Here is a 17,580-nt window from a genome sequence, read left to right on the forward strand (position 1 = left end):
CCGCGCGGACGTGTCAGTCGAGCACCTCGGTGACCAGGCCGGTGCCGAGACGGCGGGTGCTCGTGATGACGTCGCGGGTCTGGACCACCACGCCGAACTCCGTCCCTTGCTCGAAGACGGCCGGACGGTCCAGGGTGATCTCGACGGGCCGGCCGAGCGCGGAAACGTCGGTGCCCACGGGCAGGTGCACCGTCGCCTCCACCGCCTCCGACCCTTTCGCGAAGCGCAGTTGGAGCGACGTGCCGAGCGCCGTGTCCGCGTGGAGTGTCGCTCGCAGCCGGCTGTGCGGCCGGACCGTGCCCGGGGTGGCGAGGACCTGGCCGACCGCGACCTGCGTGCGGTTGATGCCGGGGATCAGGACCGCGATGCTCTGGCCGGCCCGGGCCTCGGCCAGCTGCTTGCGGAACACCCCGAACGTGGCGGCCGTGATGCGGCGGGTGGGCAGGAGGCCGACGACTTCCAGCTCGTCCCCGACCCGCACGACGCCCTGCAGGACCTCGCCGGCGACGTACGTCCCGTGGGGGTGGTGCCCGAAGACGTCCTCGACCGTCATCAGGAAGGACGTCTCGGACTCGGGCATCGCGCACTCCGGGGGGAAGTCGGTGGTGACAAGGTTCCGGACCGGTGTTCTATCAGTCGGCCCCCGCCCCGTGCCGCTCATATTCCGTCCGCTTCGAGGCCCTGGAAGGTCAGGCGCCTCTCCGGGACGCCTCCTGACGGGTCATCGGCACCGGACGCGTCGCATCTTCTGCGGCCGCCCCGCAGGATCCGACTGCGGACAGTCTCCAACGCGGCCCGCTGCTCCGCAGTGAGCGCGCCCGGCTGGTCGGCCGGCGCCGCCGGGGCGGCCCGGCACGCAGGAAAGCCGGGTGCCGGCCGCGTCACCGCCGGCCGACGCCCACTCCGCGCGGCTGGTGCGGGCCCGTCTACGGCCGGTCCCAGGACTCAGCTGTGGTCCCCGGCGCGCTGGGACGCCGCCGCCCCGCGGTGCAGAAGGCGCGCAGGCGGTACTCGGCGGCGGCGTCGGACTGCCCGTCGGCGTCGAGGACATCGGCGGCGAGTCGGTAGGCGTGGCCGAGGGCGGGTCCGTACATGCCGGGGTTCTCGGTGAAGCAGGGGCCGACGGCCTGGACCGCCTCAGCGGCGTCCCGCCACGCGCCCGCCGTGTCACCGGGCAGCAGAGAGCGGCCCCGTCCGGTCAGCAGCACCGCCAGCGCCACCCGCGAACCCGCCGTGCCCTGATGACCTGACCCCAGAACCCGTACCCGCCCCCTCACCACGGATCGCAGCAGGGCGACGGCTTCGTCGGTGCGTCCGGCTTGCCGGTAGGAGGTGGCGAGGTTGCCGCGGATGGTGAGGGTTCGGGGGTGGTGTGTGCCGAGGGTGCGTTCGCAGTCGGTGAGGACCTGTTCCTGGAGGTCGATGGCTTCGTCGGTGCGTCCGGCCTGCCGGTACGAGGAAGCGAGGTTGCTGCGGGCGGTGAGGGTTTGGGGGTGGTGTGTGCCGAGGGTGCGTTCGCAGTCGGTGAGGACCTGTTCCTGGAGGTCGATGGCTTCGTCGGTGCGTCCGGCCTGCCGGTAGGAGTGGGCCAGGTTGTTGCGGGTCGTGAGGGTTTGGGGGTGGTGTGTGCCGAGGACGCGTTCATAGTCGGTGAGGATCTGTTCCTGGAGGTCGATGGCTTCGTCGGTGCGTCCGGCCTGCCGGTACGAGGAAGCGAGGTTGCTGCGGGCGGACAGGGTCTGGGGGTGATGGAGTCCTAGGACGTTTTCGCGGTCGGTGAGGACCTGTTCCTGGAGGTCGATGGCTTCCTGGGTGCGTCCGGCCTGCTGGTAGGAGGAGGCGAGGTTGTTGCGGGCGGTGAGGGTTTGGGGGTGGTGTGTGCCGAGGACGCGTTCATAGTCGGTGAGGACTTGTTCCTCGATGGTGACGGCTTCGTCGGTGCGTCCGGCCTGCCAGTAGGCATGGGCGAGGTTGCCGCGGGTGCTGAGGGTGTGGGGGTGGTGGAGTCCTAGGACGTTTTCGCGGTCGGTGAGGACCTGTTGCAGGAGGTCGATGGCTTCCTGGGTGCGTCCGGCCTGCCGGTGGGAGGAGGCGAGGTTGTTGCGGGCGGTGAGGGTGTGGGGGTGGTGTGCGCCGAGGACGCGTTCACAGTCGGTGAGGACCTGTTGCAGGAGGTCGATGGCTTCCTGGGTGCGTCCGGCCTGCTTGTAGGAGGAGGCGAGGTTGCTGCGGGCGGTGAGGGTGTGGGGGTGGTGTGCGCCGAGGGCATGTTCGGCGGCGGCGGTGAGGTGCTGCCAGTAGGCGGTGGCGTGGAGGCCTGCGTTCAGGAGGCTGTCGCCGGCCCTGAAGAGGACGGGGTGGCCGTCGGGGTGCCAGAGGTGGTCGCCGGCGTGGGCGGTGAGGGTGGCGGTATTGGCGCGCAGGACGGCGGCGAGGTTCCGGTCGTGATGGTCCTCGTCGGGCCAGGCCTGCTCGATGGCGTCGGCGGCCGCCCGCACGAGGCGGGCGCGGCGTTCGCGGGCGGGGGCGCTGTCGCGGACCGCGTGCTGGACGAGGCGGTGGACACGCACCGCCCCCCACCCGCCGCCGGGCGGGTCGTCGGCGGTACTCGCTTCCTCGATGGCACCCGTCCGGGCCGGTGCGGGGGTGTGGTCGAGGAGGTTGAGGCGGTGCAGGACGCGCAGGACGTCCTCGGCGTTCTCCTGGTTGACTGGTACGAGGAGGTGGATCTCGTTGTCGGTCCGGCCCGGGCCCGCTGTCACGGGGGCGTTGTCGCCGTTGTCCGCTGACGGTCCGATGGCTTCGCCGGTCGATGTACTCCGGGCCCGGGCGAGGTAGGCGCGGGCGGCTTCGGTGGTGAGGACGGTGTCGGCGACGGCGTCGGGGTCGAGGACGGAGGCGAGTTCGAGCAGGGGCCGGGCGAGGCCTTGGGGGCGGGTGCGGTCGGCCTGCTCGATGGAGATGTCCCACAGGGCGGCGATGGTGTGCTGTTGCTGGTCGGGCAGACCGGTGCGGTCGGGCAGGTTCTCTTCCAGCCGGCGGGCGCGGTCGGCGAGCAGGGCGCGGTAGCGGGGGATGGCGCGGGCGGTGTCGTTGAGGTAGGCGGCGGCCTGGGCCAGCGCGATGGGAAGGTGCCCGAGGTCCTGAGCCAGAGCGGTGAGCTGCTCGTCGGTGTCCGCGCCGCGTAATGCGGTGCGTTCGGGGTTGTCGAGGGCGGATCGCAGGTAGGCGAGGGCTTCTTCGGGGGTGTAGAGGTTGACCGGGAGCAGGGTGCGGGTCGTGGTGGTCCAGGTGCCGTGGCGGCTGCGGGTGGTGACCACCGTCCGCCCGTTCTCCGTGTCGGGCGGCCACAGGACGGTCAGCGCCGCCGGGTCGGGGACGTTGTCGAGGACGATCAGCCACCGCCGGCCGCAGACCTGGAGCCAGGCGAGGAAGCCGAGGGCGGCTTCCTCGGCGTCCTGTCCGTCGTACTGGCCGGGGGCGACGGCGCGGGCCGCCTGGGCGTAGGCGGTGGTGATGGCGTTCGTCGTGGCGGCGTTCACCCACACCACCAGGTCCACCGGCGCCGTCCGCCGTACCGAGGCCGCCGGGGAGGTCCCGCCGGCCCCATCGCCGTCCGGGGCCATGTCCGTGCCGGTAGTGTCCGGCGTCGCCGGTCCGGGCACGGCCGCAGCCGACCCGGCTGCGGCCGTGAGGGACGTCTGCAGGACCTGGTGGGCGTAGTGGGCGGCGAGCTGGGTCTTGCCGACGCCGCCGGTGCCCGTGACGACCTGGCCCAGCACCGCCGTCTTCCCGCCGCCTTCGAGAGCGGTCCGCAGCATCCCGCTCTCGGGGCGGTGCTGGAAGTACCCGGCGAGGCTGGGGATCCGGCCGACGAGCACCGGCCACCGGACCTCAACAGCGGGCGCGGTGGTCCTGTTGTCGATGACGAGGTCCCGGCCGGCTTGGAACACGCCCCCGTGGACGGTGCTGCCGTCGACCAGGTTCGAGACCCCGGAGGGCTCACCCGCTCCGGCTCCCGTGTGCGGCTCGGCTGCCGCCCGCCGCGCTTCTCGATGCATCCGCGTCCGCCCCGCCTACGACGCCGCCTCCCGCAGAGGCCCTTCCCCCGGAGGAGGGATTGTCCCACCCGCCGCCCTGCCCCCGGGGGGGCGAACGCTGAACAGCCGTCTCCCGACCGCGGCACCCCGCGCACCGCGCTGAGGACGGAGGCCCTCAAGGGGCCCTGTGGCCGCCAGCCCAGGCCGCGTCCCGTTCCAGGAGAAGGACCTGCTCACCCGGACCAGCGCCTACTGGTTCACGAACACGATCGGAACGTCGTTCGCGCCGCCGGAACCGTACGTGGCGGCGCCGACCGTCCTGTGCGCCTTCGCTCACGACACGTCAGCTTGCGCAGGCGCAGCCGGCTGCGGCCTTCGTCTCGGCCGGGCTTCGGGTGGGGTCGAGGGCTTCCTCGTCGGGGGTGCAGCAGGCGGTGGTGCCGCAGCAGGCGTCGGGCGCGCCGTTGGCGCTCTTGCCGAGGGTGTCGGCGTCGGCCTTGACGACGTAGACCTCCCAGGGCTCCTTGCCGGGTCCGGTCACCCAGGTCTTGTCCTGGAGTGCGTAGCAGCAGGAGGTGTCGTTCTCCTCGAACGTGGCCAGGCCGGCCTCGGTGAGGCGGGTGGTGGCGGCGTTGACCTGTTCGGTGGTCTCGACCTCGACGCCGAGGTGGTCCAGGCGGGTGTCCTCACCCGGCTCGCCCTCGATGAGGACGAGCTTGAGTGGGGGCTCGGCGATGGCGAAGTTCGCGTAGCCGGGGCGGCGCTTGGCCGGCTCGGTGCCGAACAGCTTGGAGTAGAAGGTGATGGAGCTTTCGAGGTCGGCGACGCGCAGGGCGAGCTGAACACGGGACATGGCGGGCTCCCCGATCCGGGATCATTGTTTCGACGTCTGTCGATACAGCGAGCTTGCCTCTGTGAATAGATGGCTGTCAACATAGACACATGTCGAATCTGGAACTGTCGGTGCTCGGCCAGAACGATGCGGCGGCATGCTGCTCGCCGATGGTCCGCGAGCCCCTGGGCGAGGAAGCCGCCGCCGACCTGGCGAAGATGTTCAAGGCCCTGTCGGACCCGGTGCGGCTGCGACTGCTGTCGCTGATCGCCTCCCACAAGGGCGGCGAGGCCTGCGTCTGCGACCTGACCGGCCCCTTCGACGTCTCCCAGCCGACCATCTCCCACCACCTCAAGGTGCTGCGCGAGGCCGGCCTGGTCGGTTCCGAGCGGCGCGGCACCTGGGTCTACTACTGGGTGCTGCCCCCGGCGCTCGCCAAGCTCTCCGCCCTGCTCCAGGCCCCGGCCGGCACCGTTTCGGCGGAGGTCGCGAGATGACCGAGACAGCGCCGCCGGGCCGCCGCACAGCGGTGGAGTTCGTCGGGACCGGCGCGCTGGTCGCCGTCGTGGTCGGCTCCGGGATCCAGGCCACCAAGCTGTCCCAGGACGTGGGCGTGCAGCTGCTGGCCAACTCGCTGGCCACGGTGTTCGGGCTCGGTGTGCTGATCGCGCTGCTCGGCCCGGTCTCCGGGGCGCACTTCAACCCGGTGGTCACGCTGGCCGCGTGGTGGACCGGGCGCCGCGACGGCGAGGGGCCGAGCCCGCGCGAGGTGGCCGCCTACGTGCCCGCGCAGACTCTCGGGGCGATCGGCGGGGCGGTGCTGGCGGACGCGATGTTCGCCGAGCCGCTGGTGCGCTGGTCCACGCACGACCGCTCGGCGCCGCACCTGTGGCTGGGTGAGGTCGTCGCCACCGCCGGCCTGGTGCTGCTGATCTTCGGCCTGGCCCGCGCCGGCCGCGCGCACTTCGCCCCGGTCGCGGTCGCCTCCTACATCGGCGCCGCCTACTGGTTCACCTCCAGCACCAGCTTCGCCAACCCCGCGGTGACGATCGGCCGGGCGTTCACCGACACCTTCGCCGGCATCGCCCCCGGCTCGGTGCTGCCGTTCATCGCCGCCCAGCTGGTCGGCCTGGTGGTCGGCGTCGCCCTGGTCGCGGTGCTGTTCGGCCGCCCCGCCGCGGCTGCCGCCGAGGACGTCGTGGTCCCGCACGGCGAGCACCACCCCACCGGCGTCTCCAGCCGCTGAACCCCGCCCCGCCGTTCCTGCCCGAAGGAAGAACCCGTGAGCTCTCCCGCCGCCCCGTCCGTGCTGTTCGTCTGCGTGCACAACGCCGGCCGCTCCCAGATGGCCGCCGCCTTCCTCACCCGCCTCGGCGGCGACCGGGTCGAGGTCCGCTCAGCCGGCTCCGCCCCGGCCGACACCGTGAACCCGGCCGTGGTCGAGGCCCTGGCCGAGGTCGGCATCGACATCTCCGCCGAGGTGCCCAAGGTGCTCACCGTCGAGGCGGTGCAGGCCTCCGACGTCGTGATCACCATGGGCTGCGGCGACGCCTGCCCGTACTTCCCCGGCAAGCGCTACCTGGACTGGAAGCTGCAGGACCCGGCCGGCCAGGGCGTCGAGGCGGTGCGCCCGATCCGCGACCAGATCGAGCGGCGCATCCGCGGCCTGCTCGCCGACCTCGGCATCGAGCCGGTCGCGTGACCACCGCCGCGGTGACCGTCACCGCCATGTGGCTGAAGTCGGGGACTTCAGCCACATGACCGAGCCTCGAAGGTGCAGGCCTGCCTCGTAGCTCTCCGGACTCTCGTCGTACCGGGTGGCCAGGCCGCGCCAGGTCTTGGGTTTCTGGAAGCACCGTTCGACGTGGTTGCGCCGCTTGTAGCGGTCGGTGTCGGAGGTGACCGGTCGGCCGTCGGCGGAACCCTTGCGCTTCCGGTTCGCCGCCCGGTCCGCCCGCGAGTTCGGCGGCCTCAGCCTCGAGCCGCCAGCCGGTGGCGCGCATCTCGCAGAGCTGCTCCAGCAAGTCAGAAACCCAGCCTATGACCCCATAGACAAGGGGGTACTACCCGGATCTGCTTGGTGCACGGAGGATTTCCGGTGTATTGATCATCAATGGGATGAGGGAATCACGTGCAGCTGAGCAGAATGGCCGCCGCCACTACCGCTCTTGCCGCAGGCGCTACCGGGCTCGTGGCGTCGGCGGTGCTTCCGACTGCGGCGGTGGCGACTCCGGTGACCGCGACGGCGCCCGGAAAGACGGCGACTGCGACGGCTCGGCCCGCCCCGGCGGGCTCCCCGACGCGGGCCGCGGCGGAGGCCTCCCTGGAGCTGCGCGGACTGCCCCGCGACTTCGTACCCGGGGCCGACTGGCAGGAGTTCACCGTCGTTTTCCACCGCTCGGAGACGGACGGGCAGTTCAACCGGGTGTTCTTCGAGGTCCACGACACGCAGCGGGTCGGGATCAGGTCCGATCAGATCGAGGTCCAGTACTTCCTGGACGGACGGTGGCAGTCGACCACATCGGCGAACGACCCGGCCGACAACTGGCAGGACTTTCCGTTCCCGAAGGACGAAGGGCCAATTCCGTCCGGTGTCACGGAGATTCCGCTCCGGTTGAAGTTCGGGCCGGACAACCCGTTCGCCGACCGGGTCGACATCGGTGTCATCGGTTACGTCGGCAAGGACGACATTGTGGAGATCCAGCCTCTGAAGGTCATCCGGCTCGTCCCCGGAAATCCGACTCCGACGGCCGCGCCGACCACCACCCCGACGTCGGCACCTACGTCCACGCCGACGTCCACGCCCACCTCGGCACCCACGTCCACGCCGACGTCCACGCCCACCTCGACACCCACGTCCACGCCGACGTCGACGAGTGCCCCGACGTCTACTCCGAGCGGGACGCCCACGGACCCAGGTGGCCCGGAAGAGGTACCCGGCCCCGGCCCTTCCGGCAGCCCGAGCCCGTCCGTCCCGGCGGACCCGCCCGCACCGGGTGCCGGAACCGGAGGCGAGGGGTCCTCCGGGCCGGCGGCCACCACACCCGGCGGTGAACTGGCCCGCACCGGCGCGGACACCGCCGCCACCGCGCTGGCGGTCGGCGTCGTCGCGATCGGAGCGGGTGCCGCCCTCGCCCTCGTCGCCCGCCGACGGCGCCGCTGAACCCACCACGACCGGAATCCCCTGGTGGGACGGCGGTTCGCCGTCCCACCCCGTTCCGTCCGGCCCGATCATCAGCCCCGACGTCTGTGAACCCCGCCATGCCGCTTTCCCCACGCGTGCCCGACCTCCCCAGCCTGGAGCTGCTGCTCGCCGTCGCCCGGCTCGGCAGTCTCGGCCGGGCCGCCCGGGAGGCCGGCATCAGCCAGCCGGCCGCCTCGGCCCGGATGCGAATGATGGAGACCAGGATCGGGGTCGGCCTGCTCGAACGCTCCCCGAACGGTTCCCGCCTGACCCCGGCCGGGGTCCTGGTCACCGGCTGGGCCGGCCAAGTGCTGGAGGCCGCCGTGGCGATGGACGCGGGGATCGAGGCGCTGCGGGGCGAGCGCGACGACCGGTTGCGGGTCGCGGCGAGTCTGACGGCGGCCGAGCACCTGCTGCCCGGCTGGCTGGTCGCTCTGCGTGCGGACCAGCCGGACACTGTGGTCTCGTTGAGCGCCGACAACTCCGCTCTGGTGGCGGAGAAGGTGCTGGGCGGCGAAGTGGACCTCGGATTCGTCGAGAGCGCCACTGTCCCGGCCGGGCTCGACACCGTGGTGGTAGCCAGGGACGAGCTGGTGGTGGTGACCGCCCCGCAGCACGCCTGGGCGCGCCGGAGCCGGGTCACCCCCGAGGAGTTGGCGGCCGCCCGGCTGATCCTGCGGGAGCCGGGGTCGGGCGCCCGGCAGGTGCTGACGGACGTGCTGGCGCCGTACGGCGGCCTGGCCAGCCCGCTGCTGGAACTGCCCTCCTCGATGGCGGTCAAGGCGGCCGCACTGGCCGGGGCCGGCCCGGCCGTGCTCAGCCGGCTGGCAGTGGAAGAGGACCTTCGGGCGCGGCGGCTGGTGGCCGTTCAGCTCACCGGGGTGGACCTGAGCCGGTCCTTGCGGGCGGTCTGGCCCAGCGGCCACCGTCCGCAGGGACCGGCCCGCGATCTGCTGTCGATGGCCCGGCGCGCGGTCCGCCGGGGTCCGGAGAAGGCGGCGCCGGAGCAGCCCAAACTCGCGCCGGGGTGAGGCGTCCCCGGGTGAAGCGGGCTTCTCCCACGGCCGGCGGAGGTCCTCAACAAGCGGCCGGGCGAGGCGGAGTTGGGTGTGGGCGGCGATCACCAGCCATGTCCAGCGGTCACCCACTTCGGGTGTGCGGATCTTCGGGCAGGTCCAGCCTAGGGTCTGCTTGAACAACCGGAAGGTGTGTTCGAGATCGAATCGGCGGAGGAACGCCTGCCAGCGATGGTCGATGTCGTGGGCAGTGGCGCCGGTGCGGGAGGACCACAGCCAGACGGGCTTGGGGTCGCGGTCGCCAGGGAGGTGGTCGACCTGCAGCCGGATCAGCGTCCCTTCGATCACGGGGAGGTCGCCGTCGTGGTCGATCCAGCAGGTTCGGTGGGTGAGACGGGGGTGCAGGCGGTCCCAGCTGCTGGCCCTGGCGGTGCCGTAGCGAATGGTCTCGGTGGTCGTGGCGTGCTGGGGCTCGGGCCAGGTGACCGGCTTGTTGAGCGCGAATTCGGGGCCGTGCTTTGGCGGGCGGCCGTTGGTCCCTGGCATCCTGGGCGGCTTCGGTAGCCGCAGTACCCGGTCCGACCGGATCCGGCCGAAGACTTCCACGGGCAGGTCGGCCAGGACGAAGGCGAGGCGGGTGACGTCGTAGCCGGCGTCCATCACTATGAGGATGTCCGGATCTCCGGCCTGCCAGTGCCCGGCGGCGATCAGGCGGTCGACCACGTCGCGGAGCTGATCGGCGGTCACCGCGGTGGCGTCGTCCTGCGGGCCGAGACGGACCGCATCGAGCACCGCCGTCCACGAGGTGCGGCCGGACTCCAGCGCGGCCACGAAGGAATCCGGCCAGCCCGGGATGAACTGCGAGGTGCTCTTCGCGCGCCCGTAGACGTGGCAGAACAGTCGCTCGGCGCTGGTCGGCGCGTCCGAGCGCAGCCACGGGCTGACGTCCACCGCGAGCACGATACGTCCGTCGGCCGCCCGGGAAGAGGCAGACCGGACAACTCGAACAGTGCGTCCTCCCGGGCAGTGAGGCATCCGTAGAAGCCCGCACGGAAATCCGACATCACGCTCAGTGCCCCGGCACGGTCGGAACTCTCCAGCACACTCGTCCTCAGGTTGTCATCGTGCCTTGCAGCCGAAGCACATGATCACGCGGACGTCGTCCAGCTGTCCTGCGAACACGAAAACCCGGGTGGTCAGCCAAGGGGCCGACCACGGGCAGAGGTTAAAGAACAAGCTGATTACCTGTTTCTCAACCTTCACGGCTGAATCGGTGCGCGATGGGAGGGCTGGCAGCACCGGTGGTCGTCGTTTCGCCGGATGGGCAGCTGGGCCGTCCGGGGCGCCCGGCGGCGTGGTGCGGGAGGTTGCCGGGGAACGGTGGTGACGACGGGTCCGGCGAGCCTCGACCCCAGGCCGCGGTCCTGTCCTACATCGAATCGTCGAGCCGCAGCCCGGCCGTGGTGGCGCTTCCTCCCGGGGCACGTCGGCGGCCGGTGGTGCGCCAGCTTGGAGAGGAACCACTCGTGACCGTTCCGTTCGGCTCTGTCGCCATCCGCCGGACAGGAACCCGCAGCTGCGGCAGGGCCGCCCAGGAACGGCACGAGGGCCAGGGACATGCCCGCCGCCAGGCCACCTGCGGCCAGCCCACGGAGACGCGGCGGCCGGGTGCGCTCGCGGTCCAGCAGGATCAACCGGTCCCGCTCCAGCCACGACTCGTAGCCCACGTGGCCGCCGACCGTAGCGGAGAAGTACCAGCCCGCGAAGCTCTGGCCGCCCTTTGCCCAGCGGAACTCGCGTACCGGGTCGGTGGACTCGAACCGCCGGTCCCAGGCCTGGCCGAGCGGAAGCCGACAGCGCTCACCGGCGTCGACGAAGTCCAGCTCGAACGCCGACAGCACCGGGTCGTCGTACACCAACGAGGCAACTGCCAACGGAACCCCCGTCACCGATCAAGATCGAATGACACAAACCTATCGTCCGTCAAGATCATCTGACAAACGATCAAGATCATTTGAGACGGGACATCATGGTCCCGCCCGGCCGGGCACTGTGAGCTCGTTGTGTGGTTACAAATGCGATGTTTATGCGATGAATAATGTTGCATTTAGAGAGTGCTTCTGCGATATCTTCTTTTGCTGGGAGGTATGTGATGTCTGAGATCTTCGCGGCGGTGGACGCGTTGCTGGCCAAGGCCCGGGACGGCGGTGACCTGCCGGAGCCGGTCGAGCGGGAGCGGTTGCGCAAGGCCGCGGGCCTGACGCAGGTCGAGGTGGCCGCGGCTCTGGACACCCGGCGGGAGACGTTCGCGAAGTGGGAGGCCGGGACGGCACAGCCGCGGGCGCCGAGGCGGGGCGCGTACGCCTTCCTGCTCGCGGGCCTGGCCGAGATCCACGGCGTCCAAGGCCCGGACGGCTGGCTCACCCTCGCCCGCCAGGCCCGCCCCCTCGAGGCCGGCACCGAGACCACGGAAGGGAAGTGACACCCTGATGGACCGCAAGACGTACACCGCCGGGCTCGCCGGTCTGCGCGAGCTGCGCACCGAGATCACGGCCGCGGAGAAGGCGGTCGCTGCCGCGCAGAAGGAGCTGGACAAGCTCAACCAGCAGCGTGCGCGCCGGGTGGCCGGGCTGGCGGGGTACGAGGGCGCCCAGGCGCCGGCGGTCGCGAAGGCCTCGGGGCTGTCGGTCGGCGACGTCGTGCGGATCGCCCCGCTGCTGGACCCGACCCCGGCCGCCGTCCGTGCCGCCAAGGCCGACGACCAGGCCGCCGCCGTGCCTGCCCCGGCCCCGGCCCCGGCGCCCGAGCCGGTCGCGGCGGCTGCTCCGGCGCTGACCCGCCCGGCCCCCGTACTCGAGCATCCGGCCCCGGCGGCCCCGATGACCGAGGTCGAGGACCAAGCCGTCGCCGTCGAGCAGCCCGTCCCGGCGGCCTCGGTCGCTCCGGTCGCTGCCGCCGGTCCGCGTGAGCTGCCCACCCTCCCGGAGGGCCCTGCCGGTGCCCGGTTCGAGGCAGTGACCACGGGCCTGGTGTCCAAGCGCCCGAACTTCGTTCAGCAGGCCCGCGCCACGGTGTTCCTGGACGCCGCGACCGGCGACCTGGCGGTGCGCGACCGTGTGGTGCGCCTCGACCTCGGCGCCCGCACGCCCGGGGAGATCCTGGACGCTGTCCTGGCGACCGCGCCGGGCACGGAGCGCATCTACATCACCGCCGGCGCCCCGTGGCACGACGGCGCCGAGCGGTACTCCACGCTCAAGGACGCGGTCGCGGCCTGGCTGAACACGCCGTCGGAGCGGTGGACCACCGCAGTCGGCTCCGGCCGCGACAAGCTCGCCGGCCACTTCGTCCACCAGCGCCAGCCGGTCGGCCGCTACGCCCCCGCCACCACCCCGGACAGCGCCAGCACCGAGATCCGGAGTATGGGGGAGTGGTTCGACCCGGACGGCGCCGACGTCGTCACCTGCCGCCAGGCGTTCACGCTGCTGTGGCAGGCGCTGCGCCGTCACTGGGACGACGCGGTCCTGATGGGTTCGCCGTCGCAGACGGGCCGGGACCTGTGGTCGCGCACGATCCCCACGACCGGCAAGTGGGCCGGGGGTTACCCGGTGCTGTCCGAGGAGCTGCGCGGCCTGCTGCACGCGACCGGCGGGCAGGGCCGCACCGAGCTGATCCTGCCGCCCCGGGTGCCGGAGCAGCTCCCGGCGCTGGTGGAGTACGACCGTACCTTCGCCTACGCCAAGCACCTGTGGAAGTCGCCGGTCGGCACTCCGCGCCGGATCACCGCGGCAGCGTTCGCCGCGATGACCGAGGCCGAGCAGGTCAAGGCGCTGATGTCCTGCTCGCACTGGAATGTCCGGGTCACCGTCCCGGCCGGCTGGCAACACGTGGGCCTGCTGCCCGCGCCGGTGACCGGGGACCGCGCGTGGGTCTACCCGTCCGAGCCGGCTTCGACGTTCACCACGTGGGCGGGCGGCGCGGAGGTGCACCTGGCGCTGGCGAACCACCTGATGCCGTGGAAGGTCGAGATCCTGGGCGGCCTGCTGTTCGAGGACGGCAAGCCGCTCGACGAGTGGGGCAGGCGACTCAAGGCCGCGTGGGCGGACCTGACCAACCTCTCCCACGTCCACGGGGACGAGCGGCAGCGGCAGGCGGCCTACCTCGCCTCCCGCGCGGTCCGCTCGGTGCTGCTGTTCGGCCTGGGCGGTTTCGCGCAGCGCCCGCGCCTGGTCTCCGGCACCACGCCGGTCGGTGAGGCGCTCCCGGCCGGGGTGGAGATCCTCGGCCAGGGCGACGAGGTGGTGACCTGGCAGCGGCAGGCCGGCTTCTCCCGCGACCCGTACGCCCACCCCGAGTGGGCCGCCTACGTGTGGTCGGGGGCGCGGGCGGCGCTGCTGGACATGAAGTACCGCCAGGGCAAGGACGTCATCGGCCACGCCGGGGCGCTCCACGCGAAGCCCGGCACGGTCGTCTACTTCGGCACGGACGGCATCGCGCTGACGGAGCGCCAGCCCTGGCCCTACCGGGGCGAGCCCGGCGACTACCTCCTCAAGGGCCACCTGACAGGGCCGGTGGAGCACCCGACCAACCAGGAGCAGTACCTGAAGTTGCGCGGTCTGGGCCGCGCCGAGCTCGCCGCCGCCGAGAAGGGGGCTGACCAGTGAGCCCGGCCGATCCGCAGAACCCGAACGAGGCCGCCCGGTTGACCCAGGAGTTGCTGGACGCGGGCTACAGCAAGCGGAAGGTCGCCAGGATGCTGGGCCGCGACACCTCGCTGGTGTCGCAGTTCTTCACCAAGGGCAAGGGCGCGAGCATGGTCGGCGCGCTGCGCCAGCTGGTCCTGGCAGTCCGGGGCGGCGAGCGGGACCCAGAGGCGCTGGCCGGGATCGCCGAGGCGAACACCAGCCGCCGCCGGACCAGGACCGGCCAGAAGGCCCGGGTGCGGGGCAAGGACACCGTCGGCGAGGCGGGCGGGTCGATGGCCGGCCGCGCCGGGAAGCAGGCCATCCGCTCCGGCGCCTCCCACCTCGCCCCGGTGGTCCACGAGACCGGCCAGGCCGGCGGCCGCCTCGCCTTCACGGTGCGGATGAAGGCCGACCAGTACGTCTACAGCGCCGGGTCGGAGCAGGACTCCGGCGGCATCCGCCGCGGGTTCGTCCCCCGCTCGGACGGCACCGAGGAGCGCACCTACGGCTCCGCCTCCACCGGGGGCTTCGACGCCGCCGAGTGGTCGAGGCGGGTCGCCGAGCACCACGGCGACGTCACCGACGCGATGCGCGAGTGGCTGGTGGAGACCGGACGCGCGGTCGAGGACGCCGACATCCAGTACCTCGAAGTCCGGGCCTGGGTGCCCGAGTCGTGAGCACACCTCTCTGCCTCGACGAAGGAGTCGATCGCGTGATGACGCAGGCGTGGGACTGGTCGTCTCTGCAGACCATGAGCCAGCCGGCCTCCGAGCTCCCCCGGTATCTGGAGCGGCTGGTGTCCGGCGGTCCTGACGAACGCCGCGGTGCCCGTTCGGTCCTGTACTGCGAGGTCGCCAACCAGGGCCAGCTCTACACCGCGGCCGCGGCGTGCGTGGACTTCATCACCGGGTACGTCCGCGCTGGCGGGCGACTGAACAGCGCCGCGCTGAGAATCCTGGAGGAGATCCTCAACGCCAGGAACGCCGGCTCGACCGTCGAGGTCGACGGGAGGACGGTCGACACCGCCGCGTACTGCCGGGATCGGATCCTGGGCGTCGTCCCCGACATCCTGCGCACCGCCGACCCGGCCGACCTCGACCAGTTCGACGCCGTCTGCTTCCTCGTCCCCCAACTCGCCGACTCCGCACCGCAGATCATCGACTTCCTGCACAGGCACGCCACCCACCCGGCTCCCGGTGTCCGCAAGCCCGTCCTCGAAGCACTGGAAGAAGCCGAAGAGGTCGTACGGGACGGCCACAACCCCTGACGACCCGGACCGCCACACCACCGCCCGGCTCCGGCCGGATGGAACCCGCACCACCCCGTGCACCCAAGCCAGGAAGAACAGGAGAAGCACCGCCGTGGAGACCACCACCGCCACCCAGGCCGACGCACCGGCCGCGTTCCGCGCCCGCGCCGGGAATCCGGTCCCCACGCAGCCGTCCGGCACCGCGGTGAACCCGCTGCCGTTGCACTGGTTCCAGAAGGACGCGGTGGCGGCCGCGGTGCGCGAGGTGAAGGACGGCGGCCGCGCCACCGCCGTCGCGGCGACCGGCTCCGGCAAGACGCTCATCGCGGCCGGCTGCGCCCGGCGGCTGGCCGCGCGCGGGCGGGTGCTGGTGCTGGTGCCGACGATCGAGCTGCTGGAGCAGACCGCCGAGGCTTGGTCGCTGCGGGGCGGTCGCCGGGGGCTGGCTGTCGCGGCGTGTTCGCGGGAGGAGGCGCTGGAGAGCGCGGAGGCCGGCGGCCGCGTCCACGCCCAGGTCACCACGCAGGCCCCGCGGATCGCCGACCTGGTCGCCGCCGAGAAGCTCGGCGAGCCGGTCACCGTGTACGCCACGTACGCCTCGCTGGAGCGGATCGTCCAGGCCCACCGCGACTTCGGCCTGCCCGCGTGGGACCTGGTGGTCATCGACGAGGCGCACCGCACCGCCGGCTCCGAAGGTAAGGCGTGGGCCGCGGTCCACGACGACGCCCAGGTCCCGGCGAAGCGCCGGCTGTACTTCACCGCCACCCCGCGGATCGCCGACGACCGGCGCGCGAAGGACGGCCTGGCCGACGTCACCGACGCCGACGGCCAGGCGCTGCCCGCGCTCTGCTCCATGGACTCGGAGGAGATCTACGGCAAAACCGTGTTCACCTGGACCCTCGGCCAGGGCATCGAGCACGGCTACCTCGCCGACTACCGCGTCCTCGTCCCCGTTGTCACCGACGAAGACCTGCGCGAACTCCTCAACCTCCCCGCCGTCGCCGACCTGCGCTCCCAACGCACCAACGAGGACCTGCTGCGCCTCGCGCTGCAGATCGCCGTGCTGCGCGCCGTCGCCGACCTCGGGCTCAGGAGGGTCATCACCTTCCACTCCCGGGTGTCGGCGGCGAGGGAGTTCGCGAACACCCTGCTGGAGGCCTCGGAGCTGCTCGAGGACGCGGAGCGCCCGGAGCGGATCTGGGCGAAGGCGGTCGCCGGCACCGACCGCCTTCGCGACCGCCGCGCCGCCTTCACCGAGTTCAAGGCCCACACCGGCGAGGACGGCGAAGAGTGCGGCATCCTCGCCAACGCCCGACTCCTGACGGAAGGCATCGACGTCGCCGCCGTGGACGCCGTCTGCTTCGCGGACCCCAAGAGCTCGATCATCGACATCGTCCAGGCCGTCGGCCGCGCGCTGCGTCAGTCCTACCGGCAGGGCAAGGTCTCCTGGGTCATCATCCCGGTCTACCTCCCGACGCCGGAGGTCGGCGACGACACCGCGGCGGCCGATCCGGCCGAGGTCCACGACGCCGGCGAGGCCGTGAAGGCGGAGGCCGACGCCGAGATCGAGGCCTCCTCCTTCCGCACCATCTGGCGGGTCCTGCGGGCGCTCGCTGCGCACGACGCCCGGCTGGTCGGCCGGATCACCGAGCTGCGCGCCTCCCGCTCGCAGGGCACCGCGCACACCACCGCAGCCAAGCCGGCCGAGGCCGGGGAGGGTGAGCGGCAGCCGGCCCCGGTCGAGTCGCCGATCGAGTGGCTCAAGATCAACGCCCGCCATCACGCTGCCCGCATCCTGCAGACCGTCAAGCTCCGCGCGTTCAACCCGCGCGCGGTCGAGTGGCAGCGCATGCACGCGGTCGCCGCGGTCTTCCACCTCCAGCACGGCCACCTCGACCCCACCGACAAGACCGAGTACGCCGAGCTGATCTCCTGGCTCACCCGCCAGCGCCACCTGAACGGCCAGGGCCTGCTGGATGCGGCCCGTGTCTCGGAGCTGGACGCGCTCGGCATGATCTGGTCGAAGAACGCCAACGCCTGGGAACGCGGCCACGCCTACGCCGCCGCGTTCCACCACCAGCACGGCCACCTGGCGATCCCCGCCACCGCCAAGCTCGACGACTACGCAGTGGGCGCCTGGATGCGCCGCCAGCGCAAGGCCGCGGGCCTCACCACCGACCAAGTCGCCAAGCTCGACGCGCTGGACGAGCTGTGGCGCCTGGAACCGGACTGGAACCGCTCCTACCGCCGCCTGCTCGCCTACCTCGCCTCCGGCGGAACCCTCGACGGCCCCGCCAACCGCACCGGCCTCGGCGACGACCCGGCCTTCCGGCCCGGCACCTGGCTGCGCAAACAGGACAAGGCCCGCACCGACGGCAAGCTGACCGACCACCAGACCGCGCTCCTGGACGCACTCACCCGGCACGCCGAGACCGTCACCGGCTGACCCGCCCCCCAGGACCCCGCCGTCCCGGCCCACCCCGGGCCGGGACGGCCTGGACGGCTGGGTGGACCTGGTGGACGGCAGGGTCGTCCTCCCCTGGCCCATGGCCACGCTGCGCCTGGAGGTCACCGGCC

Annotated in this window: 14 protein-coding genes and 1 pseudogene; 10 read left to right on the forward strand and 5 right to left on the reverse strand. The window is 72.3% G+C overall.

The features are described 5' to 3' along the window. Positions 1 to 13: 13 nt before the first annotated feature. The 3 genes from ACIRS1_RS34805 to ACIRS1_RS34815 form a co-directional block, all read right to left on the reverse strand. Positions 14 to 580 carry an EF-Tu/IF-2/RF-3 family GTPase gene (locus ACIRS1_RS34805; RefSeq protein ID WP_402846303.1) on the reverse strand — a complete coding sequence of 189 codons (567 nt, stop codon included), beginning with the start codon at positions 578 to 580 and terminating at the stop codon, positions 14 to 16. 346 nt (positions 581 to 926) lie between these two features. Continuing rightward, positions 927 to 4,061, reverse strand: coding sequence for a tetratricopeptide repeat protein (locus tag ACIRS1_RS34810; protein ID WP_402846305.1), 3,135 nt, complete (start codon positions 4,059 to 4,061; stop codon positions 927 to 929). A 322-nt stretch (positions 4,062 to 4,383) separates the two neighbouring features. Beyond that, positions 4,384 to 4,893: an ArsI/CadI family heavy metal resistance metalloenzyme gene (locus ACIRS1_RS34815; protein ID WP_402846307.1), complete on the reverse strand. Its 510-nt coding sequence runs from the start codon at positions 4,891 to 4,893 to the stop codon at positions 4,384 to 4,386. Between the two features lie 89 nt (positions 4,894 to 4,982). On the opposite strand from ACIRS1_RS34815, the gene ACIRS1_RS34820 reads away from it, so the two are divergent. From ACIRS1_RS34820 to ACIRS1_RS34840, 5 genes are all read left to right on the forward strand, one after another. Next, on the forward strand, positions 4,983 to 5,369 hold the full coding sequence (locus ACIRS1_RS34820; RefSeq protein ID WP_402846309.1) for an ArsR/SmtB family transcription factor: 387 nt from the start codon (positions 4,983 to 4,985) through the stop codon (positions 5,367 to 5,369). Further along, positions 5,366 to 6,118 carry an aquaporin gene (locus ACIRS1_RS34825; protein ID WP_402846311.1) on the forward strand — a complete coding sequence of 251 codons (753 nt, stop codon included), beginning with the start codon at positions 5,366 to 5,368 and terminating at the stop codon, positions 6,116 to 6,118. The genes ACIRS1_RS34820 and ACIRS1_RS34825 overlap by 4 nt, the downstream gene beginning before the upstream one ends. A gap of 36 nt (positions 6,119 to 6,154) precedes the next feature. Further along, positions 6,155 to 6,574, forward strand: a complete 420-nt coding sequence (locus ACIRS1_RS34830) for an arsenate reductase ArsC (RefSeq protein WP_402846313.1) — start codon at positions 6,155 to 6,157, stop codon at positions 6,572 to 6,574. A gap of 519 nt (positions 6,575 to 7,093) precedes the next feature. After that, a complete protein-coding gene (locus ACIRS1_RS34835; RefSeq protein WP_402846315.1) occupies positions 7,094 to 8,035 on the forward strand; it encodes an LPXTG cell wall anchor domain-containing protein in 942 nt (313 codons plus the stop codon). A 98-nt stretch (positions 8,036 to 8,133) separates the two neighbouring features. Beyond that, on the forward strand, positions 8,134 to 9,087 hold the full coding sequence (locus ACIRS1_RS34840; protein ID WP_402846317.1) for a LysR family transcriptional regulator: 954 nt from the start codon (positions 8,134 to 8,136) through the stop codon (positions 9,085 to 9,087). Here the strand turns inward: ACIRS1_RS34840 and ACIRS1_RS34845 are convergent. Continuing rightward, a pseudogene (locus ACIRS1_RS34845) lies at positions 8,986 to 10,136 on the reverse strand (transposase); the annotation flags it as partial. The gene ACIRS1_RS34840 and the pseudogene ACIRS1_RS34845 sit on opposite strands and share 102 nt — an antisense overlap. Before the next feature lie 195 nt (positions 10,137 to 10,331). Beyond that, a complete protein-coding gene (locus tag ACIRS1_RS34850; protein ID WP_402846349.1) occupies positions 10,332 to 10,988 on the reverse strand; it encodes a hypothetical protein in 657 nt (218 codons plus the stop codon). A 236-nt stretch (positions 10,989 to 11,224) separates the two neighbouring features. On the opposite strand from ACIRS1_RS34850, the gene ACIRS1_RS34855 reads away from it, so the two are divergent. The 5 genes from ACIRS1_RS34855 to ACIRS1_RS34875 all read left to right on the forward strand — a co-directional run bounded on the left by ACIRS1_RS34855 (position 11,225) and on the right by ACIRS1_RS34875 (position 17,449). Beyond that, positions 11,225 to 11,554 (forward strand): helix-turn-helix transcriptional regulator, encoded by a 330-nt coding sequence (locus ACIRS1_RS34855; RefSeq protein ID WP_360213413.1) that lies wholly within the window; start codon positions 11,225 to 11,227, stop codon positions 11,552 to 11,554. A gap of 7 nt (positions 11,555 to 11,561) precedes the next feature. Further along, a complete protein-coding gene (locus ACIRS1_RS34860; RefSeq protein ID WP_402846319.1) occupies positions 11,562 to 13,733 on the forward strand; it encodes a hypothetical protein in 2,172 nt (723 codons plus the stop codon). Then, positions 13,730 to 14,431, forward strand: coding sequence for a helix-turn-helix domain containing protein (locus ACIRS1_RS34865; protein ID WP_402846322.1), 702 nt, complete (start codon positions 13,730 to 13,732; stop codon positions 14,429 to 14,431). The genes ACIRS1_RS34860 and ACIRS1_RS34865 overlap by 4 nt, the downstream gene beginning before the upstream one ends. 38 nt (positions 14,432 to 14,469) lie before the next feature. After that, a complete protein-coding gene (locus ACIRS1_RS34870; RefSeq protein ID WP_402846324.1) occupies positions 14,470 to 15,021 on the forward strand; it encodes a hypothetical protein in 552 nt (183 codons plus the stop codon). Between the two features lie 94 nt (positions 15,022 to 15,115). After that, on the forward strand, positions 15,116 to 17,449 hold the full coding sequence (locus tag ACIRS1_RS34875) for a Helicase associated domain protein (protein WP_402846327.1): 2,334 nt from the start codon (positions 15,116 to 15,118) through the stop codon (positions 17,447 to 17,449). The last annotated feature ends 131 nt before the right edge of the window (positions 17,450 to 17,580 follow it).

The sequence above is a fragment of the Kitasatospora sp. NPDC101176 genome (assembly GCF_044768035.1).
In the GTDB taxonomy this organism is placed as follows: Bacteria; Actinomycetota; Actinomycetes; order Streptomycetales; family Streptomycetaceae; genus Kitasatospora.

Coding starts and splice junctions, on each gene's coding strand:
- ACIRS1_RS34805 (WP_402846303.1), bottom strand. CDS start 580: ATGCCCGAGTCCGAGACGTCCTTCCTGATGACGGTCGAGGACGTCTTC.
- ACIRS1_RS34810 (WP_402846305.1), bottom strand. CDS start 4,061: ATGCATCGAGAAGCGCGGCGGGCGGCAGCCGAGCCGCACACGGGAGCC.
- ACIRS1_RS34815 (WP_402846307.1), bottom strand. CDS start 4,893: ATGTCCCGTGTTCAGCTCGCCCTGCGCGTCGCCGACCTCGAAAGCTCC.
- ACIRS1_RS34820 (WP_402846309.1), top strand. CDS start 4,983: ATGTCGAATCTGGAACTGTCGGTGCTCGGCCAGAACGATGCGGCGGCA.
- ACIRS1_RS34825 (WP_402846311.1), top strand. CDS start 5,366: ATGACCGAGACAGCGCCGCCGGGCCGCCGCACAGCGGTGGAGTTCGTC.
- ACIRS1_RS34840 (WP_402846317.1), top strand. CDS start 8,134: ATGCCGCTTTCCCCACGCGTGCCCGACCTCCCCAGCCTGGAGCTGCTG.
- ACIRS1_RS34855 (WP_360213413.1), top strand. CDS start 11,225: ATGTCTGAGATCTTCGCGGCGGTGGACGCGTTGCTGGCCAAGGCCCGG.
- ACIRS1_RS34860 (WP_402846319.1), top strand. CDS start 11,562: ATGGACCGCAAGACGTACACCGCCGGGCTCGCCGGTCTGCGCGAGCTG.
- ACIRS1_RS34870 (WP_402846324.1), top strand. CDS start 14,470: ATGACGCAGGCGTGGGACTGGTCGTCTCTGCAGACCATGAGCCAGCCG.